A 21634-nucleotide genomic window follows, 5' to 3' on the forward strand; every position below is an offset into this window, starting at 1 on the left:
ATTCAAGCAGTCTTGCCGGCCAGCGGTGTTTTTGCCGACGCAGCAAATTGCTAAGAAGGAAACAGTGCCTGATTCCCGCTTCGTGTTCGTGCTACGAAGCTGGAGGGGCTTATGTGAGGAATACATGACGAAACCGCGTCAGGCCGACGAGTATAACGCACCGCTTGTGGATCGTGGGGGGCGTTCTGGCACGGTTTTGCGCATTCTTCTGCTGGCTCTCGTGTTGATCGCAGCCGCCGGCGGCTTTGTCGTCTTCAAGAGCTCGCTCGACAACGAGGTCGTGCTTGGCGGTCTCGGCGTGCTCGCCATGGTCGGCATCTTCTTCCTGGTCTCCTCGGTCATCGGTTTCATCGAGGTGATGCCGCAGCGCCAATCCGACAGCTTGGCGCGCGCCTTCCTCAACAGCCATCCGGACGGCACGCTGATCACCGACGAAAAGGGCCGAATCATCTATGCCAACGCCGCCTATGGCGCGCTGACCGGCGCGCGCAAGGCGACCGAGGTGCAGACACTGGAAACCCTGCTGTCGCGCCACCGCGAATCGAACGAAGCACTCTACAGGCTGGTCAACGGCCTGCGCGAGGGCAAGGAGGGCCGGGAGGAATTCCGCCTGCTGCGCGCCGTCGGGCCTGGCAGCAACAGCTCCGGCGCGCATTGGTACCGGCTGAAGGCGCGGTTGCTGCAGCCCGAGGAGAACAGCGGCAAACCGCTGCAGATCTGGCAGATCACCGACATCACCACCGAGCGCGACGACCAGGAGCGCTTCTTCAAGGAGTTGCAGAACGCGATCGACTATCTCGACCATGCACCGGCCGGCTTCTTTTCCGCCGGCAGGAAGGGCGAGATCTTCTATCTCAATGCAACGCTTGCCGAGTGGCTGGGCCTCGACCTTACCAAATTCGTGCCGGGCTCGATGACGATCGGCGACGTCGTGGCGGGCGAGGGGCTGGCGCTGATCCAGTCGGTGCAGGCCGAACCGGGCCTGAAAAAGACCGTAACGCTCGATCTCGACCTGCGCAAGACCAATGGCCAGAGCCTGCCGGTGCAGATCATTCACAGCGTCACCTCGATGCGCGACGGCGCACCCGGCGAAAGCCGGACGATCGTGCTGGGGCGTGAAAAGAGCGAGGCCGGCGGCCAGTCCGCGTCGGCTGCCGCTATGCGTTTCACCCGCTTCTTCAACAACACGCCGATGGCAATCGCCTCTGTCGACGGCGACGGGCGCATCCTGCGGACCAACGCGCCGTTCCTGAAGCTGTTTTCCAGCGTCGTCTCGCGCGACGATCTCGAAAAGGCGCCGCATCTCGAAACCATTGTCCAGGAGAGCGATCGGCCGCAGTTGGCTGCGGCGCTGGCGGCGGCCAAGGACCGGCAGGGCGACATCGCGCCGCTCGATACCCGTACGCCGACCGACGAGGCGCGCTATTTCCGCTTCTATGTCAATGCGGTCATCGACCAGAGCGACGAGGCGCCCGAGGAGGCGGCGATCGTCTATGCCGTCGAGGTGACCGAGCAGAAGGCGCTGGAAGCGCAGATGGCGCAGACGCAGAAGATGAATGCTGTGGGCACGCTCGCCGGCGGCATCGCACATGATTTCAACAATGTGCTGACGGCGATCCTGCTTTCCTCCGACCATCTGCTGCTGCAGGCGCGGCCGGCCGATGCCAGCTTTGCCGACCTGATGGAAATCAAGCGCAACGCCAACCGCGCCGCGGTGCTGGTGCGCCAGTTGCTCGCCTTCTCGCGCAAGCAGACGATGCGGCCCTCGGTGCTCAACCTCACCGATGTCGTCGGCGACCTGCGCATGCTGGTCGACCGGCTGCTCTCCGGCACCAATGTCAAGCTCGACGTGCAATATGGCCGCGACCTCTGGCCTGTCAAAACAGACCTTTCGCAATTCGAGCAGGTGCTGATCAATCTCTGCGTCAATGCGCGCGATGCGATGCCCGAGGGCGGCACGCTGACGCTGCGCACCCGAAACCTGACTGCCTCAGAGGTCTCTGCCTTCAACTATTCCTACATGCCGGCCGAGGACATGGTGCTGATCGAAGTTGCCGATAACGGCACCGGGATTGCGCCCGAAATCATGGACAAGATCTTCGAGCCCTTCTTCACCACCAAGGATGTCGGCAAGGGCACGGGACTTGGCCTTGCCATGGTCTACGGCATCGTCAAGCAATCGGGCGGCTACATCCAGCCGGAATCCGAAGTCGGCAAGGGCACGACCTTCCGGGTCTTCCTGCCGCGCCACATCCCGGAGCCGGTGGTTGCCGGCGAGGCAGGCTCGATCGACGGCGCTATCGAGGTGCTGCCCCAGCCCACATCACCGCAGCAGCCGGAGGACTTGACGGGATCGGCGGTCATCCTTCTCGTCGAAGACGAGGAGGCGGTGCGCCGCGGCGGCAAGCGCATGCTGGAAACCCGCGGTTATACCGTGCACGAGGCGGGATCGGGCGTCGAGGCGCTCAACATCATGGAAGAGCTCGACGGCAAGGTCGACATCGTCGTTTCCGACGTGGTCATGCCCGAAATGGACGGCCCGACGCTGCTGCGCGAGCTGCGCAAGACCTATCCCGACATGAAATTCATCTTCGTTTCGGGCTACGCCGAAGATGCCTTCGCCCGCAACCTGCCGCCCGAGGCAAAATTCGGGTTCTTGCCGAAGCCTTTTTCGTTGAAGCAGCTTGCGGTGGTGGTGAAGGAAACGCTGGATAGTTAGGAGTTCGGTGGCTCAGAGGTTTTGAGAGGGCGTGCCGTGAGACACCCCCCTCTGGCCTGCCGGCCATCTCCCCCACAGGTGGGGAGATCGACAAGAGGCATGCTCCTCCCGCCTCTCTATCGTTTGCCGGATTGCAATGTTGATTGTCGTGGAAGCCGGTGCCGCAGCCGATCTCCCCACCTGTGGGGGAGATGCCCGGCAGGGCAGAGGGGGGCTCACCCGGTATGGCCTATCTACCGAGGCGATTCCTGCCGGCCCGCTACCTTATTCCCCAAGCGCCACGGCAATCTCTGCCGCCAGCCGCGCATTGTTTTCGACCAGCGCGATATTGGTCTTCAGGCTCTGGCCATCTGTCAGGTCGAAGATGGTGGAGAGCAGATAGGGCGTGACCGCCTTGCCGGTGATTTCGTCGCGCTCGGCGCTGTCCAGCGCCCGCTCAATATAGATTTCCATCTCCTCGCGGGCGATCTCGTCAGCCTCGGGCACCGGGTTGGCAATCAGCATGCCGCCGTCGATGCCGAGCTGTTCGCGCACCGTCTGGAAATTGGCAATGGCGGCCGGGCTGTTCAGTGACAGCGGGCTGCGGATGCCCGAGGAGCGTGACCAGAAGGCGGGGAATTCTTCGCTCTCGTAAGTGACGACGGGAACGCCGCGGGTTTCCAGCACCTCCAGCGTCTTCGGAATGTCGAGGATTGCCTTGGCGCCGGCGCAGACGACGATAACGCCGGTGCGCGCCAGTTCCTCGAGATCGGCGGAGATGTCAAAGCTTTCCTCGGCGCCGCGGTGCACGCCGCCGATGCCGCCTGTGGCAAAAACCCGGATGCCGGCGCGGGCGGCGGCAATCATCGTCGCGGCGACTGTGGTAGCGCCGGTGCGGCGCTCAGCGATCGCGAAGGCGAGATCGGCGCGCGACACCTTCATCACTTCGGTCGCCTTGGCAAGCTGCTCCAGTTCGCCGGCTTCAAGGCCGACATGCAGCGTGCCGTGAATGACGGCGATCGTTGCCGGGACGGCACCCTGTTCGCGAATGATCGTCTCGACGCTGCGGGCCATCTCGATATTGCCGGGATAGGGCATGCCGTGGGTGATGATCGTCGATTCCAGTGCCACCAACGGCGCGCCGCGCTGCTTGGCGCTGGCGACCTCTTTCGAATAGGCGATCGGCAGAAGAGGCGAGATGGGCTTGGTCATGATTTGTCCTGTCGTCGATGGAGCATGATGCCGAAAGTCTCAGCGGTTTCGGACGAGATCACACTCAACTATTTAATTTCGTCGTTTCAATGCAGAATTCTGACCTTGGGAACAAGGGCAAGCGCCGCATTCAAGAGATCCGGCGTCAGATTTTCGTTGACGGCGTGCCGCGACTGCACGGTCAGCGTGGCGGCCGCGGTGCCGTGGCGGACGGCCTCCTCGAGCGGCAGGCCGTCCATCAAGGCGGCGAGCGTGCCGGCTGCAAGAGAATCGCCGGCACCGGTGACATCGGCGACAGTGTCGGCGATCGGCGGCTGCAGCGTCACGGCGCGGCCCTCGCAAAGAGCGACGAGCTCGCGGCGGCCGCGGGTGACGACGGCGTTCCTGATGCCGATCGCGTTCAGAAGCGGCGGCCAGCCGGCAGCGTCTTCCGGCTGTTGCCCGGCAAGGGCGGCGGCCTCGGCCTCGTTCAGGAACAGGTAGTCGATATCCCCGATACAGGGTTTCAGCCTGACGACCTTTGCGGGCGAAATGGCGATCGCTGCGACCGGCTTTGCCAGGGACTGCGCCTTGGCAACGATCGCCGCGATCGTCTCCTCCGGCAGGTTGGCGTCGAAAAGAATGAGATCATGGACGGCGAAGGCCTCGCGCACCCAGCGGATGGAGAGACGCCGCGGCACGAAGAAGCGGTAGAGATCCATGTCGGCAAGGGCGATTACCAGATTGCCGTCCTTCTCAATGATCGCCGTATAGCTCGGCGTCTTGCGGTCGAGGAAGACGAAAGGCCGGTCGTCGATGCCGGCGAAATCGGCGGCTTCGCCGACCATCTCGCCCATCGGATCGCCGCCGCGCGGCGAGATCATCGTCACCTGAAAACCAAGCCTTGCGAGATTGCGCGCCGCATTGAAGCCGCCGCCGCCCGGCTCTTCGAACCAGGTCCCGGGATTGCTGGCGCCAGGCGCCGTCTCGCCCAAGATGCGGCCGCGTCTATCGATATGGGCACCACCGAGAACGAGAATCTTTCTGTTCATTTCAGTCGCTCTCCCAATGCCGAAAAAGCGAATCGATGCGATGCATTCTGATGGGCGCGTGTTGGCATTTCAGGTCTAAGCCGTTGCTTTGCATCGATAAAACAAAAATAGAACACGGGCCGTTTTACCTTTTTCTTTCAATTGTTTGATCGCCTATTGCGAGAATGGAACAAACAGGGTACAAACTCAACATTGCTTGGGCGGCTTCAATAACCTAAAGGTGGATCGGATGTCTCAGAATTCATTGCGGCTGGTAGAGGACAAATCGGTGGACAAAAGCAAGGCGCTTGAAGCGGCACTCTCACAGATAGAGCGGTCGTTCGGCAAGGGCTCGATCATGAAACTCGGCTCCAACGAGAATGTTGTCGAGATCGAGACGATCTCGACCGGCTCGCTTGGCCTCGATATTGCACTTGGCGTCGGTGGTCTGCCGAGGGGCCGCATCATCGAAATTTACGGGCCGGAAAGCTCGGGTAAGACAACGCTTGCACTGCAGACCATTGCCGAAGCGCAGAAGAAGGGCGGCATCTGCGCCTTCGTCGATGCCGAACATGCGCTCGATCCCGTCTATGCCCGCAAGCTTGGCGTCGATCTGCAGAACCTTCTGATCTCGCAGCCCGATACCGGTGAGCAGGCGCTCGAAATCACCGATACGCTGGTGCGCTCCGGCGCCGTCGACGTTCTTGTCATCGACTCGGTCGCTGCACTGACGCCGCGCGCCGAAATCGAAGGCGAGATGGGCGACAGCCTACCCGGCCTGCAGGCGCGCCTGATGAGCCAGGCGCTGCGCAAGCTCACCGCTTCGATTTCCAAGTCGAACACCATGGTGATCTTCATCAACCAGATCCGCATGAAGATCGGCGTCATGTTCGGTTCGCCGGAAACGACGACCGGCGGCAATGCGCTGAAGTTCTATGCCTCCGTGCGCCTCGACATCCGCCGCATCGGCGCGGTCAAGGAGCGCGAAGAGGTGATCGGCAACCAGACCCGCGTGAAGGTCGTCAAGAACAAGATGGCGCCGCCCTTCAAGCAGGTCGAGTTCGACATCATGTATGGCGAGGGCGTTTCCAAGACCGGCGAATTGGTCGATCTCGGCGTCAAGGCCGGCATCGTCGAGAAGTCGGGTGCCTGGTTCTCCTATAACAGCCAGCGTCTCGGCCAAGGCCGCGAAAACGCCAAGACCTTCCTGCGCGACAATCCGGATCTCGCTCGCGAAATCGAGCTGTCGCTGCGCCAGAATGCCGGCCTGATCGCCGACCGCTTCCTGCAGAACGGCGGACCGGATCCCGATGACAGTGATGCTGCCGCGGAGATGTGATCTCGCGATCAGTTTTTCTGCCAGTCCTTTAGAAAATCCAAACCGGCTGCATTCCCTGATCAGAATGCGGCCGGTTTTGTTTGTCTGCTGGACAGTGGCGGAGGCGAACGTTAAAAGCCGATGGATTTAGATTTACCTGCCTCGGGCAGCATTGAAGGGCATAGCATGAGCGGTGTGAACGATATCCGGTCGACATTCCTCGACTATTTCAAGAAGAACGGTCATGAGATCGTCTCGTCGAGCCCGCTCGTGCCGCGCAACGACCCGACGCTGATGTTCACCAATGCCGGTATGGTGCAGTTCAAGAACGTCTTCACCGGCCTTGAGAAGCGCCCTTATTCGACTGCGACAACGTCGCAGAAATGCGTGCGCGCCGGCGGCAAGCATAACGACCTCGACAATGTTGGTTATACGGCCCGGCACCTGACCTTTTTCGAAATGCTCGGCAACTTCTCGTTTGGCGACTATTTCAAAGAGAATGCGATCGAGCTTGCCTGGAAGCTCGTCACCGAAGGTTTCGATCTGCCGAAACATCGCCTGCTGGTGACTGTCTATTCCGAAGACGAAGAAGCTGCGACGCTGTGGAAGAAGATTGCCGGATTCTCCGACGACAAGATCATCCGCATCCCCACCTCTGACAATTTCTGGCAGATGGGCGATACCGGCCCCTGCGGCCCCTGCTCGGAAATCTTCATTGACCAAGGCGAGAACGTCTGGGGAGGCCCTCCCGGTTCGCCGGAAGAAGATGGCGACCGGTTCCTGGAATTCTGGAACCTCGTTTTCATGCAGTTCGAGCAGACGGAGCCTGGCGTTCGCAACCCGCTGCCGCGTCCGTCGATCGATACCGGCTTGGGTCTGGAGCGCATGGCCTGCATTCTGCAGGGCGTCCAGAGCGTCTTTGACACGGACCTGTTCCGCACGCTGATCGGTACTATCGAAGAGACGATGGGCGTCAAGGCGGAGGGGAGCGCCAGCCATCGCGTCATCGCCGACCACTTGCGCTCCTCGGCTTTCCTGATCGCCGATGGCGTGCTGCCGTCGAATGAAGGTCGCGGCTATGTGCTTCGCCGCATCATGCGCCGCGCCATGCGCCATGCCGAACTGCTCGGTGCCCGCGAGCCTCTGATGTACAAGCTGCTGCCGACGCTGGTGCAGGAGATGGGCCGCGCTTATCCGGAACTGGTGCGTGCCGAAGCGCTGATCTCGGAGACGCTGAAACTCGAAGAAGGCCGTTTCCGCAAGACGCTGGAGCGTGGCCTGTCGTTGCTGTCGGATGCGACCACCGATCTCGGCAAGGGCGACATGCTGGATGGCGAGACCGCCTTCAGGCTCTACGACACCTACGGCTTCCCGCTCGACCTGACGCAGGATGCGCTGCGCGCTCGCGAGATCGGCGTCGATATCTCCGGCTTCACCGATGCCATGCAACGCCAGAAGGCCGAAGCCCGCTCGCACTGGGCCGGTTCCGGCGAGAAGGCAACCGAAACCATCTGGTTCGAGCTCAGGGAAAAGCACGGCGCAAGCGAATTCCTGGGTTACGATACCGAAACCGCTGAAGGTGTGGTGCAGGCGATCGTCAAGGACGGCGCCGTCGCTGAAGAAGCCAAGGCCGGCGATAAGGTGCAGATCGTCGTCAGCCAGACGCCGTTCTATGGCGAATCCGGTGGTCAGATGGGCGATACCGGCGTCATCTCGTCCGACCACGGCAAGATCGAGATATCAGACACGCAGAAGAGGGGCGAAGGCCTCTTCGTGCATTTCGGTGCCGTCGTCGAAGGTGCATTCAAGACCGGCGACGCGGTTGTTCTGACCGTCGATCACGCCCGACGCTCGCGGCTGCGTGCCAACCACTCGGCAACGCATCTGCTGCATGAGGCGCTGCGCGAGGTGCTCGGTACCCATGTGGCGCAGAAGGGTTCGCTGGTCGCGCCTGAGCGTCTGCGTTTCGACGTTTCGCATCCGAAGCCGATGTCGGCCGAAGAGCTGAAGATCGTCGAGGATATGGCAAACGAAATCGTGCTGCAGAATTCGCCTGTTACAACCCGGCTGATGAGCGTCGACGATGCAATCGCCGAAGGCGCGATGGCGCTGTTCGGCGAAAAATACGGCGACGAGGTGCGCGTCGTGGCGATGGGCGAGGGTATGCGTGGCGCCAAGGCCGGCAGGTCCTATTCGATCGAACTCTGCGGCGGCACCCATGTCGGGGCGACCGGCCAGATCGGCCTGATCCGCGTTCTCGGCGAAAGTGCCGTCGGCGCCGGCGTTCGCCGCATCGAGGCCGTCACCGGCGAATCGGCGCGCGAATATCTGGCCGAACAGGACGAACGCGTGAAGGCGCTTGCCACTTCGCTCAAGGTACAGCCGGCCGAAGTTCTGTCGCGCGTCGAAGCGTTGATGGACGAGCGCCGCAAGTTGGAGAAAGAACTGGCTGACGCCAAGCGCAAGCTCGCCATGGGCGGCGGGCAGGGCGGCTCGGTCGATGCCGTGCGCGAAGTCGCCGGCGTCAAGTTCCTCGGAAAGGCGATTTCAGGCGTCGATCCCAAGGATTTGAAGGGGCTTGCCGATGACGGCAAGACCAGCATCGGCTCCGGCGTCGTCACCCTGATCGGCGTGTCCGACGACGGCAAGGCGAGCGCCGTCGTGGCGGTGACACCGGATCTGGTTGAGCGCTACAGCGCCGTCGATCTCGTCCGCATCGCCTCTGCCGCCCTTGGCGGCAAGGGCGGCGGCGGCCGCCCCGACATGGCCCAGGCCGGCGGTCCCGACGGCTCGAAGGCCGACGAGGCGATCGAAGCGGTGGCCCTGGCACTCGCCGGCTGAACTGCCGGTTCATAAGAGAGTTTCGAAAGGCGGAGGCTCAGCTTCCGCCTTTTTCTTTTTCGGTTTGCGCCGGAAGCAACTCCGCAGGATTTGTCAAATCGGGATATGGTTCTCTTTAGCCGATCGATTTGCACGAGGTTTGACATGAACGGCGAAACGGCATGGGCACTTTATGAAAATCGTCTGAGACGGGTTTCTGCCTATATTCACGACCACCTCGACGAGGAGCTGGATATGGAGCGCCTTGCCGAGATCGCCTGCATGTCGAGCTATCACTGGCACAGGATCTACCGGGCGATTTACGGTGAGACGCTGGCGGCAACCGTCAAGCGGCTCAGGCTGCATCGCGCGGCGGGCGAGATCGTCCGCACGGAGCTTGCGGTCAGCGAAATTGCGAAGCGATCAGGCTATCCCAATCTCCAATCTTTCAACCGCATCTTCAAGTCGGTCTACGGCATGCCGCCGGCCCGTTACCGGAAAGAGGGAAGCCACACCGCCTTCCAACCCTCACCTAAGGGAAAGACCAAAGCCATGTTCGACATTACCATACGCGAGATCGCACCAACCGAACTGATCGGCGTCGCCCATACCGGCTCTTATATGGAGATCGGCAAGGCCTTCGAGACATTGTTCGGCACGCTTTACGCCCGCGGGCTTGCCAAGCCCGACATGCGGATGATCGGCGTCTATCTCGACGATCCCGACGTTGTGCCGCTTGAAAAGCTGCGCTCGATCGCCTGCGTCGCCGGCGCTGCCGAAGTGCCGGTCAATGCGCCTTTCGAGCGGCGTACGATCGACGGCGGCGATTATGCCGTGCTGCGCCACAAGGGTCCCTATGCCGACATGCCCAAGTCCTATCAGTGGCTCTTTGCCGAATGGCTGCCGAAATCCGGTCGACAGTTGAAGGACAGGGTGATGTTCGAGGAATATCTCAACAATCCGCGCGACGTGCCGCCGACCGAGCTTCTGACGGATATTCACATGCCGCTTGCCTGAAGGCTGGCATCCCGGCGCGGCCATCGGAGAGCCGCGCCGGTAACGATCAGGCGGCCTGCATCGTCTTGCCGGCCTCATCATCAAGGGCATTGGCACGCTTATAGGCCTCACGCTCACTGATGCGGCCGAAATAATCGACGAAGGCCTGTCGCTTCTCGATGGAGCCGAAGCCAAGGCCCCAGCCGATATGCGAGCCGACATAGACGTCGGCGGCGGTGAAGCGCTCGCCGGCAACATAGGTCGAACCGGAGACGGCCATTTCGAGCGTGTTCATCACGTCGCCGAAACCGCCGCAGCCGGCCATGCGCAGGCGCTCCGTCGGAATTTCGAAGCCGAGAGCCCTCATCGTCACCGCCGATTCGAGCGGACCGGCGGCAAAGAACATCCAGCGGTAATAGCGGGCGCGCTCCTCCGGCCTCGGCGCCAGCGCCTTTTCCGGGAAGGTCTCAGCGAGATAGGCGCAGATCGCCGCACATTCGGTAACGACGGTCTCGCCGTGGCGGATCGCCGGCACCTTGCCCATCGGATTGACCGAGAGATATTCGGGGGCTTTCATGGTCCCACCGAAGGTCAGCAGTTCGGTGCGATAAGGCTGGCCGATCTCCTCCAGCATCCAGCGCGCGATACGGCCGCGCGACATCGGGTTCGTATAGAATACCAATTCCTCAGTCATGAGATCCTCCTCCTGTTGCGTCGCTCGGAATCAATAGCGCTGCGAGGTCTTTGTGCAACCCCCGATCTTCAGAGAGCCTTGCGGTACTGGATGAAACCCGAGCGTTCGGCGATCTTGTCGTAGAGCCGCCGCGCCGTTGCGTTCGTTTCATGCGTCATCCAATAGAGCCTGCCTGCGCCGTTTTTGCGGGCAAGATCGGCGACCGCATCGATCAGCGCGGCGCCGGTGCCGAGCCCGCGTTGGCTATTTTCGACATAGAGATCTTGCAGGTAGCAGGTCCATTGCGGCAGCCAGCAGGAGCGGTGAAAGATGGCATGGGCGATGCCGACGAGGTGACCGTCTTCATCGAAGGCGCCGAGCGCGTGCATCGGTTCGTCAGGGTCGTGGAAGCGGGCCCAGGTGAGATCCGTGGTTTCGGGCGGGATGGCTACGTCATAGAAGCGCTGATAGGCCTCCCATAAGGGTTGCCAAGCGGCATGGTCAGATGGTTCGAGCGGGCGCAGGGTCGCCGTCATCAGCTGTTCTCCCAAATGAAAAACGGCGGAGAAAATCCCCGCCGTTTCAATATTATCGCGAAAGGGCTGACTTACGCCATGGCCTTCTGCAGGTTCTGGTCGATCTTGTCGAGGAAGGCGGTGGTCGACAGCCACGGCTGGTCGGGGCCGATCAGCAGCGCCAGATCCTTGGTCATGAAACCGGATTCGACGGTGTCGACGCAGACCTTTTCGAGCGTTGCGGCAAAGCGGGCAAGCTCGGCATTGTCGTCGAGCTTGGCGCGATGGGCGAGGCCGCGGGTCCAGGCGAAGATCGAGGCGATCGAGTTCGTCGAGGTTTCCTGGCCCTTCTGGTGCTGGCGATAGTGGCGGGTGACCGTGCCGTGAGCGGCTTCGGCTTCGACCGTCTTGCCGTCGGGCGTCAGCAGGACCGAGGTCATCAGGCCGAGCGAGCCGAAGCCTTGGGCAACGGTGTCGGACTGGACGTCGCCATCGTAGTTTTTGCAGGCCCAGACGTAGCCGCCCGACCACTTGAGCGCCGAGGCCACCATGTCGTCGATCAGGCGATGTTCGTAAGTGATGCCGGCGTCCTTGAACTGATCCTTGAACTCAGCCTCGAAGACTTCTTCGAAGATGTCCTTGAAGCGGCCGTCATAGGCCTTGAGGATGGTGTTCTTGGTCGACAGGTAGACCGGCCACTTGCGCATCAGGCCGTACATCATCGAGGCACGGGCGAATTCCCGGATCGACTCGTCGAGGTTGTACATGGCCATGGCGACGCCGGAGCCCGGCGCGTTGAAGACTTCCTTCTCGATCACGGTCCCGTCCTCGCCGACGAACTTGATCGTCAGCTTGCCCTTGCCGGGAAACTTGAAATCGGTGGCGCGGTACTGGTCGCCGAAGGCGTGGCGGCCGACGACGATCGGCTTGGTCCAGCCGGGAACTAGACGCGGCACGTTTTTGCAGATGATCGGCTCGCGAAAAATGACCCCGCCGAGGATGTTGCGGATCGTGCCATTCGGGCTCTTCCACATTTCCTTGAGGTTGAATTCCTTGACGCGTGCTTCGTCCGGCGTGATCGTGGCGCACTTGATGCCGACGCCGTATTTCTTGATGGCGTTGGCGGCATCGACCGTCACCTGGTCGTTGGTGGCGTCGCGGTTTTCAACGGAGAGGTCGAAATAATCGATGTCGAGGTCGAGATACGGATGGATCAGCTTGTCCTTGATAAGCTGCCAGATGATGCGCGTCATTTCATCGCCGTCGAGATCGGCGACGGGATTGGCGACCTTGATCTTGTTCATGTATCTGCCTCGTTCGAGCTTGAAGGGGGACGGGGTCCCGGGTGGGTGACGTGATGAGGAGCGCTATAGCATTGTGAACCTGGAACGCAAAGCTGCAACGGGTTTCACAACGCGTTTTTGCCGGCATTGCCAAGCGCTCGAATCCGGCTAGAACAGGATGATTTTGGGCCGGTCGGCCTAAAATCTGAATCCTGTTCTACATTAGAAGTTAGAGCATGGTGTCGTCCGAAAACCGCTCACACTTTTCGGCATCATGCTCTAGTGTCCGCCTTGATTTGCCCGTCCGGAACATTCGACCATGAAGACGCTCGCCATTGTTATCGCAAACCTTATCGCCCTTTCAGGTGCCGCCCATGCGGCCGATGCCACCGCTCCGGTGAAGGAGATCATGGATGCGACCGGGAGCAACTGGGCCGACAACAACAATGATTGGACCGACATCTTCGATGCGAGCCGGCTCGATCATCTCTACAGCAAGGACTTCGTCGCGCGATACAATGCGGCCGCGCAGTTTCCGGCCGTCGATGACGACGGCATATCGCCGTTCAACTACGACGTCATCGTCAACGGCCAGGATGCATGCCCGCTGGAGGATATGACCACAGCGGCGGCACCGCCGGTTGACGGCACGACCGAGGTGACGGTGCGCTTCAAGAAGTCTGCCTGCTCGGGCGCGCCCGATGCCAAGGACTATACGACCGTTCGTTTCGAGGTGGTCGAGGAGGCCGGCCAGGCGGTAATCGACGATATCGTCACCGAGAATATCGAAACGCAGGCCCGTGATTCCCTGAAGGCGACGATGGCGCTGATTGCCAAAGGCCAGTAGGCGCGCGACATTCGATCGATGTCGGGCGATCGATGTCGGGCGATCGATGATGGGGATTCGATCCCGGGCGATTGTTCCGATCGGTTCTCCGATGGTTTGATTTGCGCTCTATCGGCGGTATCTGTCGATCCTTCCGTGGCATGGGGGCTCTTGCATTTGTTTTCCGGGTTTCAGTTCCGCGACTGGCTGCTTGCCAACGATCCGGCGCTTTCGCGCCTGCGCATGGCATCGCGGGTGACGCTGACGATCGTCCTTTCGTTTTTGATCCTGCTTGCCATCAGGGCTCTCATCCTGCCGCTGCCGACCGCGGCTTTCGGCCTCGGGATCGTACTGTCGATCGAAGGCGGGATCGCCGTTCGCGACAAGGGCAATGCGCGCCAGCTGGTGACGCGGCTCTTCGGTTGTGTGGTAAGCCTAGCCGTTGTCGGTATTGCGGCCGGGCTCGAGGATCGCCGTTTTCTCTCCGATCTCGTCTTCCTGGTGGTGATCGCGCTTGCATCTGCGGGTCGCGTGTTCGGGCCGCGCGGTTTTGCGATCGGCATGTTCGCCTTCACCTCCTATTTCATGGGCGCCTATTTCCGGCCTTCGCTAGTCGATCTGCCGGCGGTGGCGATCGGTCCCGTCGTTGCGGTGCTGGTCGGCCATCTGGTGAGGGCGGTGCTGCTGCCCGACGACTGGCGGCGCGACCTGCTGCGCTCGCTCGAAAGCGTGCGCGGCCGGATCAACCAGATTCTCTTCAAACTCGCCGCCCTTGCCGGGAGTGCAGAGATTGGCGAAGCCGATCGGCAGGAACTGCGCCAGCTGGAAGACCGGCTGAAGGAGGTGGTGCTGATGGCGGAGACCTTCATCCCGCGCCCGCCGGCAGGCGTCTTCGACGGTGCCGCCGACCCCGCCGCCGAACTGGCGATCCGGCTCTTCGATGCGCATCTTGCCGCCGAGAGCGCGATCGTGCTGAGCTTCCAGAGCCCACCGCCATTCGCGCTCATTCACGCCGTGATCGAGGCCGACAAATCGGAACTTCTAAGATTTGAGGGAATGGCCGAAACGATCAGGGACCAGCCGCAAGGCGAAACGGTGAGGGCGCTTCTCTGGCTCGGCGAGGCGCGGCAGCAACTGACGCAGGCGATCGACGAGGGACAGGCCCGCGGTTTTTCCGGCATCGATACGGTCAGCGACACGGCGCAATCCCAGCCGATCGATTTTTCATTCGCCAACCCGCTGCTGCGCTTGGCGCTGCAGATTACGGTCGCCTCGGCAATCGCCATGAGCTTCGGCCTGCTCTTGTCGCGCGAACGCTGGTTCTGGGCGGTGCTTGCTTCCTTCCTCGTTTTCACCAACACCAATTCGCGCGGCGATACGGCGATGAGGGCATTGTCGCGCTCCCTCGGTACCGTGTTCGGGATCGCGATCGGCCTTGTGCTGGCAACGCTGCTTTCAGGCGAGTCTGATATCGCCATTCCGGTTGCTGTCGTCTGTATCTTCCTCGCCTTCTATTTCCTGCAGGTTTCCTACGCGACGATGACCTTCTTCATCTCGATCGTGCTCTGCCTGGTCTACGGCATGACCGGTGTGCTGACGCTCGATCTATTGAAGCTGCGCATCGGCGAGACCATGATCGGCGCGGCGGCCGGAACGGCGGTCGCCTTCCTCGTCTTCCCCACGCGCACACGCGGCGCACTCGATGCCGCACTCGCCCGCTGGTTCCAAGCGCTGCGTGAGCTGCTTGGCGCGATCGGCGAGGGTAAGAGCGGCTTCGAGCTGATCGCTCTGTCGCAGAAGATCGATGCCTGCTACCGGGATGTGACCGTGACAGCACGGCCGCTCGGCTCGTCCTGGTCGGTGGTGACCCGGCCGGGCCAGATCCGCCAGACACTGGCGATCTTCCTGTCCTGCACCTACTGGGCGCGCATCCTGGCGAAGAGCTGCGACGCGCCGGCAGCTGACGACACTCTGAAGAGCGTAATCGCGGCGGAGCTGGCGATGATCGATACGGTAGCCCCGCGTGGTTCGAACTGTTTTCTGATCAAGCGCAAGATATTGCGAACGACAGGCCGGCATCTGCCGCTGTCGCGCGCGGGTGCCAGGCTGGGGCTTGAAATGATCGGTTCGGCGTTGGAAAGGCTCTATCCGCAGGCCGACGTCTTGCCGTTTGCGCCGGGCGAGGCTATTGCGCGCTCGAAACAGGGATAGGACCATGGCAGGCACGAACAGCGAGCGTCAACTTCTGGCCGAAGGGCCGGCCATCATTCTGGTCGAGCCGCAGATGGGTGAGAATATCGGCATGGTGGCGCGCGCCATGGCGAATTTCGGTCTTGCCGAACTGCGTCTCGTCAATCCGCGCGACGGCTGGCCGAACGAGAAGGCGCAAGCGACCGCTTCCAAGGCCGATCATGTGATCGCGGCGACCAAGGTCTACGACACGCTGGAGCAGGCGGTCGCCGACCTCAACTTCGTCTATGCGACGACGGCGCGTGAGCGCGACGGCTTCAAGCCGGTCCGCTCGCCGGTCACCGCTGCCGAAACACTGCGGGCGAGGTTCCGGGCGGGCGAGGGCACCGGCATCCTCTTTGGGCGCGAGCGCTGGGGGCTGACCAACGAGGAAGTGGCGCTTGCCGACGAGATCGTCACCTTTCCCGTCAACCCGGCCTTTGCCTCGTTGAACATCGCCCAGGCGGTGCTGCTGATGTCCTATGAATGGATGAAATCCGGTATGGGCGATATCGGTGCCGTGCCCTTCCAGGCGATGGGACAGACGCCTTCGACCAAGGAGCAGCTCTTTGGCCTGTTCGACCAGCTGGAAGAGGCGCTTGATGCCCGGGGATATTTCCATCCTGCCGGGAAAAAGCCGAAAATGATCGACAATCTGCGTGCAGTCCTATCTCGCCGGGCTTTCACGGAGCAGGAAATCAGCGTGTTGCGCGGCGTCATCTCCTCCCTCGACCGTTTTTCGCGCAAGAGCCCGCGCGGCGGCCGGTTCCCGATAGCGGCCAAGGAAACACCGCCTGATGACAGCACCGACGCATGAGCTGAAACCGATCCTCGTCTTCGATTCCGGCATCGGGGGACTGACCGTCCTGCGGGAGGCACGCGTGCTGATGCCGGAACGCGGCTTCATCTATGTCGCCGACGATGCCGGCTTTCCCTATGGCGGCTGGGAGGAACAGGCGCTGAAGGAACGGGTTGTCGGGCTTTTCGGCAAGCTGTTGACGGATCACGATCCCGAGGTCTGCATCATTGCGTGTAATACGGCCTTCACGCTGGTCGGCGCCGATCTGCGCGCCGCCTATCCTCAGATGACCTTCATCGGCACCGTGCCGGCGATCAAGCCGGCGGCGGAGCGTACGCGCTCGGGCCTGGTCTCGGTGCTTGCGACGCCGGGCACGGTGAAGCGGGCCTATACGCGCGATCTCATCCAGTCCTTCGCGCAGCAATGCCACGTCCGCCTCGTCGGCTCAGAGAACCTGGCGCGGATGGCAGAAGCCTATATTCGCGGCGACGCCGTCTCCGACGAGGCCGTGCTTGCCGAAATCGACCAATGCTTCGTCGAGAAGGACGGTCACAAGACCGATATCGTCGTGCTTGCCTGCACGCATTATCCATTCATGGCCAATCTGTTCCGGCGGCTTGCGCCGTGGCCGGTCGACTGGCTCGATCCGGCCGAGGCGATCGCGCGCCGCGCCCGCACGCTGGTGCCGCTGATCGCCGATGCCGTACATCCCGACAATTTCGACTTCGCCGTCTTCACCTCCGGCCAGCAGGATTTTGCGACGCGGCGGCTAATGCAGGGTTTTGGGTTGAGGGCGTGAGGGGAATTGTCTTGTGGGTTGGCGAAATCTGGCCCTGAAAATAAGCGCATTCTTTGATAGACGGGGCGCAGCCGTTTCGGAAGAATGGTGTTTCGTTCAAGTGAGTCTCTTCGTCGCGAGGATCAGCATTGCAGGTTGGCATCGATATGGGATTGGCGTCCGGCAGCCCGGCGACGCTCGATATCGAGGAGCTGCTGGCGACCCGTCTGTTGGTGCAGGGCAATTCCGGATCGGGCAAGTCGCATCTGTTGCGCCGCCTGCTCGAACAATCGGCGCAATGGGTGCAGCAGGTCATCATCGATCCTGAGGGTGATTTCGTCACGCTCAGCGACAGGTTCGGCCATGTCGTCGTCGATGGCGAGCGCACCGAGGCGGAATTGGCCGGCATTGCTAACCGCATCCGCCAGCATCGCGTTTCCTGCGTGTTGACGCTCGAAGGTCTCGACATCGAACAGCAGATGCGGGCGGCCGCAGCCTTTCTCAACGGCATGTTCGATGCCGATCGCGAATACTGGTATCCGGTTCTCGTCGTCGTCGACGAGGCGCAGATGTTTGCACCGTCGGTCGGCGGCGACGTCTCGGAAGATGCGCGCAAAATGTCGCTCGGGGCAATGACCAACCTGATGTGCCGCGGCCGCAAGCGCGGGCTTGCCGGCGTCATCGCGACACAGCGGCTCGCCAAGCTCGCCAAGAACGTCGCAGCCGAAGCCTCCAACTTCCTGATGGGCCGCACCTTTCTCGATATCGATATGGCGCGCGCCGCCGACCTGCTCGGCATGGACCGGCGCCAGGCCGAGATGTTCCGGGACCTGAAGCGCGGCAATTTCGTTGCGCTTGGACCGGCGCTTTCGCGCCGGCCGCTGCCGATCCAGATCGGCGCGGTGGAAACCTCGGCGCGCTCTTCCAGCCCGAAGCTGATGCCGCTGCCGGATGCGCCCCAGGATGTCGAGGATCTGATCTTCACGCCCGATCCGGAGGAGTTTCTCCGTCCGCCGGTGCGCCGCGCCCCGCCGGCGCCGCGGCCAACGACCGACATTCTCGCTGAACTCTCGCGCTCGACGCCGGCGGCATCCGCAGCGCCGGCCGAGGCGAGGGCGAGCCAAATAGAGGTCTCCGCCGAGGAGCGGGAGGAGCGCCTTGCCGGCGTGCTTGCCGAAATACTCGACGATCCCACCTCTGCCTTCCGCACCGATTCGGTGCTCTACCAGGATTTTCTCGTCCGGCTGCGGATGCGCCGCGTGCCGGGACCGCCGATCGCGCTGCCGGATTTCCGTCGGCGTGTGGCAATCTCGCGCTCCGGCGTCGATGCGGAAACGGCAGCGAGCGATGCCTGGGCAACGGCGCTGTCGCTGTCAACTAATGTCACCGACGACCTGCAGGGCGTTTTCCTGATGCTCGCCAGGGCGGCCGTCCGCGGCGAGCCGTGCCCGTCGGACGCGCGCATCGCCCGCGCCTACGGTACCCATTCCGCCCGCCGCGCCCGCCGCCTGCTCGGCTATTTTGAGGAGCAGGGCAGCATTGTCGTGCACACGGATTTTTCCGGCAGGCGTATTGTCGCGTTCCCGGATATGAACTGCCAGACGGCGCCGGGCGACGCCAACGCGCCCGATACAGGCGATCAGCCGCTGGCGGCGGAATAGTGGCGCTTTCGGGCTTTGCCGCTGTTGACAATTTCATGACGGCCCTCTAAAGACCGCCCCAAGCACCGGGCAGCAATGTCCGGTGTTTCATTTGACATGTCCCGTGGATCGTTCCTGTTCGCTAACCGGAACATCCTGTCAGATCTCGCAAGAGTTCAGAGGAGGGCGTGTTTCCTTCGCGCGGTTTGGCAACAAACCGACAGAAACCTTTGAAAGGAAATGCGATGAGCAAGCGCGAATCGTCCAAGTACAAAATCGACCGCCGTATGGGCGAAAACATCTGGGGCCGTCCTAAGTCCCCGGTGAACCGCCGCGAATACGGCCCGGGCCAGCACGGCCAGCGCCGCAAGGGCAAGCTTTCGGACTTCGGTGTGCAGCTGCGCGCCAAGCAGAAGCTCAAGGGCTACTACGGTGACCTGCGCGAGAAGCAGTTCCGCGCGATCTTCGCCGAAGCCGACCGCCGCAAGGGCGATACCTCGGAAAACCTGATCGGCCTGTTGGAATCGCGTCTCGACGCGATCGTCTATCGCGCCAAGTTCGTTCCGACGGTGTTTGCTGCCCGTCAGTTCGTCAACCATGGCCACGTCACCGTCAACGGTGTGCGCGTCAACATCGGTTCCTACCGCTGCAAGGCCGGCGACGTCATCGAAGTTCGCGAAAAGTCGAAGCAGATGGTGACGGTTCTGGAAGCCGTCAGCCTCGCCGAGCGCGACGTTCCTGATTATATCGAGGCCGATCACCACAAGATGGTCGCCACCTTCGGCCGTGTCCCGACGCTCAGCGACGTTCCGTTCCCGGTCATCATGGAACCGCAACTGGTCGTCGAATTTTATTCGCGTTAATCAAAACCAGGCGTTTTCGCATATGGAAAAGCCGCTCCTTCGGGCGGCTTTTTTGTTATCTGGAGAGAAGCGATGGCGGATTTGCAGGCGACCCTCGATAGTATCTATAGCGATATCCTGCCGCGCATCGGCGAGGGCAAGGTCGCCGACTATATTCCGGAGCTTGCCAAGGTCGATCCGAGGCAGTTCGGCATGGCGATCGTCACCGTCGACGGCAAGGTCTATCGCGTCGGCGACGCCGATACCGCCTTCTCGATCCAGAGCATATCGAAGGTCTTCATGCTGACGCTGGCGCTCGGCAAGGTCGGTGAGGGGCTCTGGAAGCGCGTCGGGCGCGAACCTTCCGGATCGGCTTTCAACTCGATCGTCCAGCTCGAGCACGAGGGCGGCATCCCGCGCAATCCCTTCATCAATGCCGGCGCGATCGCCGTCAGCGACGTCGTCATGGCCGGCCATGCGCCGCGCGAGGCAATCGGCGAGCTGCTGCGCTTCGTGCGTTATCTCGCCGATGACGAGTCGATCAGCATCGATGACAGGGTGGCCCGCTCGGAAACGCAGACGGGATATCGCAATGTCGCGCTTGCCAACTTCATGCGCGCCTACCGCAATCTCGACCATCCCGTCGACCATGTGCTCGGCGTCTATTTCCATCAATGCGCCCTGTCGATGAGCTGCGAGCAGCTGGCCCGCGCCGGCCTGTTCCTGGCGGCGCGCGGCAGCAATCCGGTGACGGGCCACTCGGTGGTCTCGCCGAAGCGGGCGCGGCGCATCAATGCGCTGATGCTGACCTGCGGCCATTACGATGGCTCGGGCGACTTTGCCTATCATGTCGGCCTGCCCGGAAAGAGCGGCGTCGGCGGCGGCATCTTCGCGGTGGCGCCGGGCATTGCCTCGATCGCGGTCTGGTCGCCGGGGCTAAACAAGGTCGGCAATTCGCAGCTCGGCGCCGTGGCGCTGGAAATGCTCGCGGCGCGCACCGGCTGGTCGGTTTTCGGCGATTGACGCTGTGTTACCGAACTCGTTTCTGCTAAGGCAGACAGATCTCGATAGGACGACGCAATGAATATCGCAGCCAATATTGCGGATGATCTGGAAAGCGGCGAAGCCGACGGCGGCGTCGGCCATGGGCTTTTTGCCGATGCGCCGCGCTCGGTCTCGTTCAACAAGCTGCGCAAGCGGCTGCTCAGGCTGGTGCGCCAGGCCTTCGACGATTTCGATATGCTGAAGGGGCAGAGACGCTGGCTGGTCGGCCTTTCCGGCGGCAAGGACTCCTACGGTCTGCTGGCGCTACTGCTTGATCTCAAGTGGCGCGGCCTATTGCCGGTCGAGCTCATTGCCTGCAATCTCGACCAGGGGCAGCCGAACTTTCCAAAACATGTATTGCCGGATTATCTGACCAAAATCGGCGTGCGGCATCGGATCGAGTATCGGGATACCTATTCGATCGTGAAGGAGAAGGTGCCGGAAGGGGCGACCTATTGCTCGCTCTGTTCGCGGCTGCGCCGCGGCAATCTTTACCGCGTCGCCCGCGAAGAGGGCTGCGACGCATTGGTGCTCGGCCACCATCGCGAGGACATTCTCGAAACCTTCTTCATGAACTTCTTCCACGGTGGACGGCTTGCCTCTATGCCGGCGAAGCTTCTGAACGATGAAGGCGATCTGATGGTGCTTCGGCCGCTCGCCTATGCCGCCGAGGACGACCTCGCGAAATTTGCCGCCGCCATGCAGTTTCCGATCATTCCCTGCGATCTCTGCGGTTCGCAGGACGGGCTGCAGCGCAATGCGATGAAGGATATGCTCGCCGATATCGAGCGGCGCATGCCGGGGCGTAAGGATACGATGCTGCGGGCGCTTTCACATGTGAACCCGTCGCACCTGCTCGATCCAAAACTCTTCGACTTTTCCGCCCTTACAGCGTCGCGCGTCTTTTCAGACGCGCAAGGGGACGCTGTAACACTTTGAATTGCTGCATAA

Annotated in this window: 17 protein-coding genes; 12 read left to right on the top strand and 5 right to left on the bottom strand. The window is 62.0% G+C overall.

Translation table 11 applies throughout. From position 1 onward, the window contains the following. Nucleotides 1-124: 124 nt before the first annotated feature. Nucleotides 125-2719 carry a cell cycle histidine kinase CckA gene (gene cckA / locus HJB84_RS23695; RefSeq protein ID WP_207580655.1) on the top strand — a complete coding sequence of 865 codons (2595 nt, stop codon included), beginning with the start codon at nt 125-127 and terminating at the stop codon, nt 2717-2719. A 264-nt stretch (nt 2720-2983) separates the two neighbouring features. On the opposite strand, the gene HJB84_RS23700 is transcribed toward cckA, so the two are convergent. After that, nucleotides 2984-3910, bottom strand: coding sequence for a pseudouridine-5'-phosphate glycosidase (locus tag HJB84_RS23700; RefSeq protein ID WP_164014206.1), 927 nt, complete (start codon nt 3908-3910; stop codon nt 2984-2986). 86 nt (nt 3911-3996) lie between these two features. Then, the gene (locus HJB84_RS23705; protein WP_221117082.1) at nt 3997-4941 is read right to left on the bottom strand and encodes a carbohydrate kinase family protein; all 945 of its coding nucleotides are present in this window, start codon (nt 4939-4941) and stop codon (nt 3997-3999) included. Between the two features lie 229 nt (nt 4942-5170). Between HJB84_RS23705 and recA the strand changes: the two genes are divergently transcribed. The 3 genes from recA (at nt 5171) to HJB84_RS23720 (ending at nt 10075) form a co-directional block, all read left to right on the top strand. Beyond that, a complete protein-coding gene (gene recA / locus HJB84_RS23710; RefSeq protein WP_207580652.1) occupies nt 5171-6259 on the top strand; it encodes a recombinase RecA in 1089 nt (362 codons plus the stop codon). 165 nt (nt 6260-6424) lie between these two features. Then, complete coding sequence (gene alaS, locus HJB84_RS23715; RefSeq protein WP_221117083.1) at nt 6425-9079, top strand: alanine--tRNA ligase; 2655 nt, start codon at nt 6425-6427, stop codon at nt 9077-9079. Nucleotides 9080-9223: 144 nt separating this feature from the next. Beyond that, nucleotides 9224-10075 carry a GyrI-like domain-containing protein gene (locus HJB84_RS23720; protein ID WP_221117084.1) on the top strand — a complete coding sequence of 284 codons (852 nt, stop codon included), beginning with the start codon at nt 9224-9226 and terminating at the stop codon, nt 10073-10075. Between the two features lie 46 nt (nt 10076-10121). Here HJB84_RS23720 and HJB84_RS23725 read toward each other — a convergent pair whose 3' ends face one another. From HJB84_RS23725 to HJB84_RS23735, 3 genes are all read right to left on the bottom strand, one after another. Continuing rightward, a complete protein-coding gene (locus tag HJB84_RS23725; RefSeq protein WP_207580648.1) occupies nt 10122-10748 on the bottom strand; it encodes a glutathione S-transferase family protein in 627 nt (208 codons plus the stop codon). Between the two features lie 68 nt (nt 10749-10816). After that, on the bottom strand, nt 10817-11263 hold the full coding sequence (locus HJB84_RS23730) for a GNAT family N-acetyltransferase (protein ID WP_207580647.1): 447 nt from the start codon (nt 11261-11263) through the stop codon (nt 10817-10819). A gap of 71 nt (nt 11264-11334) precedes the next feature. Continuing rightward, a complete protein-coding gene (locus HJB84_RS23735) occupies nt 11335-12546 on the bottom strand; it encodes an NADP-dependent isocitrate dehydrogenase (protein WP_221117085.1) in 1212 nt (403 codons plus the stop codon). 298 nt (nt 12547-12844) lie between these two features. On the opposite strand from HJB84_RS23735, the gene HJB84_RS23740 reads away from it, so the two are divergent. The 8 genes from HJB84_RS23740 to ttcA all read left to right on the top strand — a co-directional run bounded on the left by HJB84_RS23740 (nt 12845) and on the right by ttcA (nt 21622). Beyond that, nucleotides 12845-13372, top strand: coding sequence for a hypothetical protein (locus HJB84_RS23740; protein ID WP_207580645.1), 528 nt, complete (start codon nt 12845-12847; stop codon nt 13370-13372). Between the two features lie 150 nt (nt 13373-13522). Further along, on the top strand, nt 13523-15562 hold the full coding sequence (locus HJB84_RS23745; RefSeq protein ID WP_221117086.1) for an FUSC family protein: 2040 nt from the start codon (nt 13523-13525) through the stop codon (nt 15560-15562). Between the two features lie 4 nt (nt 15563-15566). Further along, nucleotides 15567-16397, top strand: a complete 831-nt coding sequence (locus HJB84_RS23750) for an RNA methyltransferase (protein ID WP_207580643.1) — start codon at nt 15567-15569, stop codon at nt 16395-16397. After that, the gene (murI, locus tag HJB84_RS23755; RefSeq protein ID WP_207580642.1) at nt 16378-17178 is read left to right on the top strand and encodes a glutamate racemase; all 801 of its coding nucleotides are present in this window, start codon (nt 16378-16380) and stop codon (nt 17176-17178) included. Before HJB84_RS23750 ends, murI begins: the two co-directional genes overlap by 20 nt. 128 nt (nt 17179-17306) lie before the next feature. After that, nucleotides 17307-18818, top strand: a complete 1512-nt coding sequence (locus HJB84_RS23760) for an ATP-binding protein (RefSeq protein ID WP_207580641.1) — start codon at nt 17307-17309, stop codon at nt 18816-18818. 224 nt (nt 18819-19042) lie between these two features. Continuing rightward, a complete protein-coding gene (gene rpsD, locus HJB84_RS23765; protein ID WP_007629312.1) occupies nt 19043-19660 on the top strand; it encodes a 30S ribosomal protein S4 in 618 nt (205 codons plus the stop codon). 72 nt (nt 19661-19732) lie between these two features. Then, nucleotides 19733-20662 carry a glutaminase gene (locus HJB84_RS23770; protein WP_207580640.1) on the top strand — a complete coding sequence of 310 codons (930 nt, stop codon included), beginning with the start codon at nt 19733-19735 and terminating at the stop codon, nt 20660-20662. 57 nt (nt 20663-20719) lie between these two features. Further along, nucleotides 20720-21622 (top strand): tRNA 2-thiocytidine(32) synthetase TtcA, encoded by a 903-nt coding sequence (gene ttcA, locus HJB84_RS23775; RefSeq protein WP_221117087.1) that lies wholly within the window; start codon nt 20720-20722, stop codon nt 21620-21622. Nucleotides 21623-21634: the final 12 nt, after the last annotated feature.

The sequence above is a fragment of the Rhizobium sp. NZLR1b genome (assembly GCF_019685155.1).
Taxonomy (GTDB): domain Bacteria; phylum Pseudomonadota; class Alphaproteobacteria; order Rhizobiales; family Rhizobiaceae; genus Rhizobium.

Coding starts and splice junctions, on each gene's coding strand:
- rpsD (WP_007629312.1), top strand. CDS start 19,043: ATGAGCAAGCGCGAATCGTCCAAGTACAAAATCGACCGCCGTATGGGC.
- HJB84_RS23730 (WP_207580647.1), bottom strand. CDS start 11,263: ATGACGGCGACCCTGCGCCCGCTCGAACCATCTGACCATGCCGCTTGG.
- alaS (WP_221117083.1), top strand. CDS start 6,425: ATGAGCGGTGTGAACGATATCCGGTCGACATTCCTCGACTATTTCAAG.
- HJB84_RS23750 (WP_207580643.1), top strand. CDS start 15,567: ATGGCAGGCACGAACAGCGAGCGTCAACTTCTGGCCGAAGGGCCGGCC.
- HJB84_RS23700 (WP_164014206.1), bottom strand. CDS start 3,910: ATGACCAAGCCCATCTCGCCTCTTCTGCCGATCGCCTATTCGAAAGAG.
- recA (WP_207580652.1), top strand. CDS start 5,171: ATGTCTCAGAATTCATTGCGGCTGGTAGAGGACAAATCGGTGGACAAA.
- HJB84_RS23735 (WP_221117085.1), bottom strand. CDS start 12,546: ATGAACAAGATCAAGGTCGCCAATCCCGTCGCCGATCTCGACGGCGAT.
- HJB84_RS23740 (WP_207580645.1), top strand. CDS start 12,845: ATGAAGACGCTCGCCATTGTTATCGCAAACCTTATCGCCCTTTCAGGT.
- HJB84_RS23705 (WP_221117082.1), bottom strand. CDS start 4,941: ATGAACAGAAAGATTCTCGTTCTCGGTGGTGCCCATATCGATAGACGC.
- HJB84_RS23720 (WP_221117084.1), top strand. CDS start 9,224: ATGAACGGCGAAACGGCATGGGCACTTTATGAAAATCGTCTGAGACGG.
- cckA (WP_207580655.1), top strand. CDS start 125: ATGACGAAACCGCGTCAGGCCGACGAGTATAACGCACCGCTTGTGGAT.
- HJB84_RS23725 (WP_207580648.1), bottom strand. CDS start 10,748: ATGACTGAGGAATTGGTATTCTATACGAACCCGATGTCGCGCGGCCGT.
- HJB84_RS23770 (WP_207580640.1), top strand. CDS start 19,733: ATGGCGGATTTGCAGGCGACCCTCGATAGTATCTATAGCGATATCCTG.
- ttcA (WP_221117087.1), top strand. CDS start 20,720: ATGAATATCGCAGCCAATATTGCGGATGATCTGGAAAGCGGCGAAGCC.
- murI (WP_207580642.1), top strand. CDS start 16,378: ATGACAGCACCGACGCATGAGCTGAAACCGATCCTCGTCTTCGATTCC.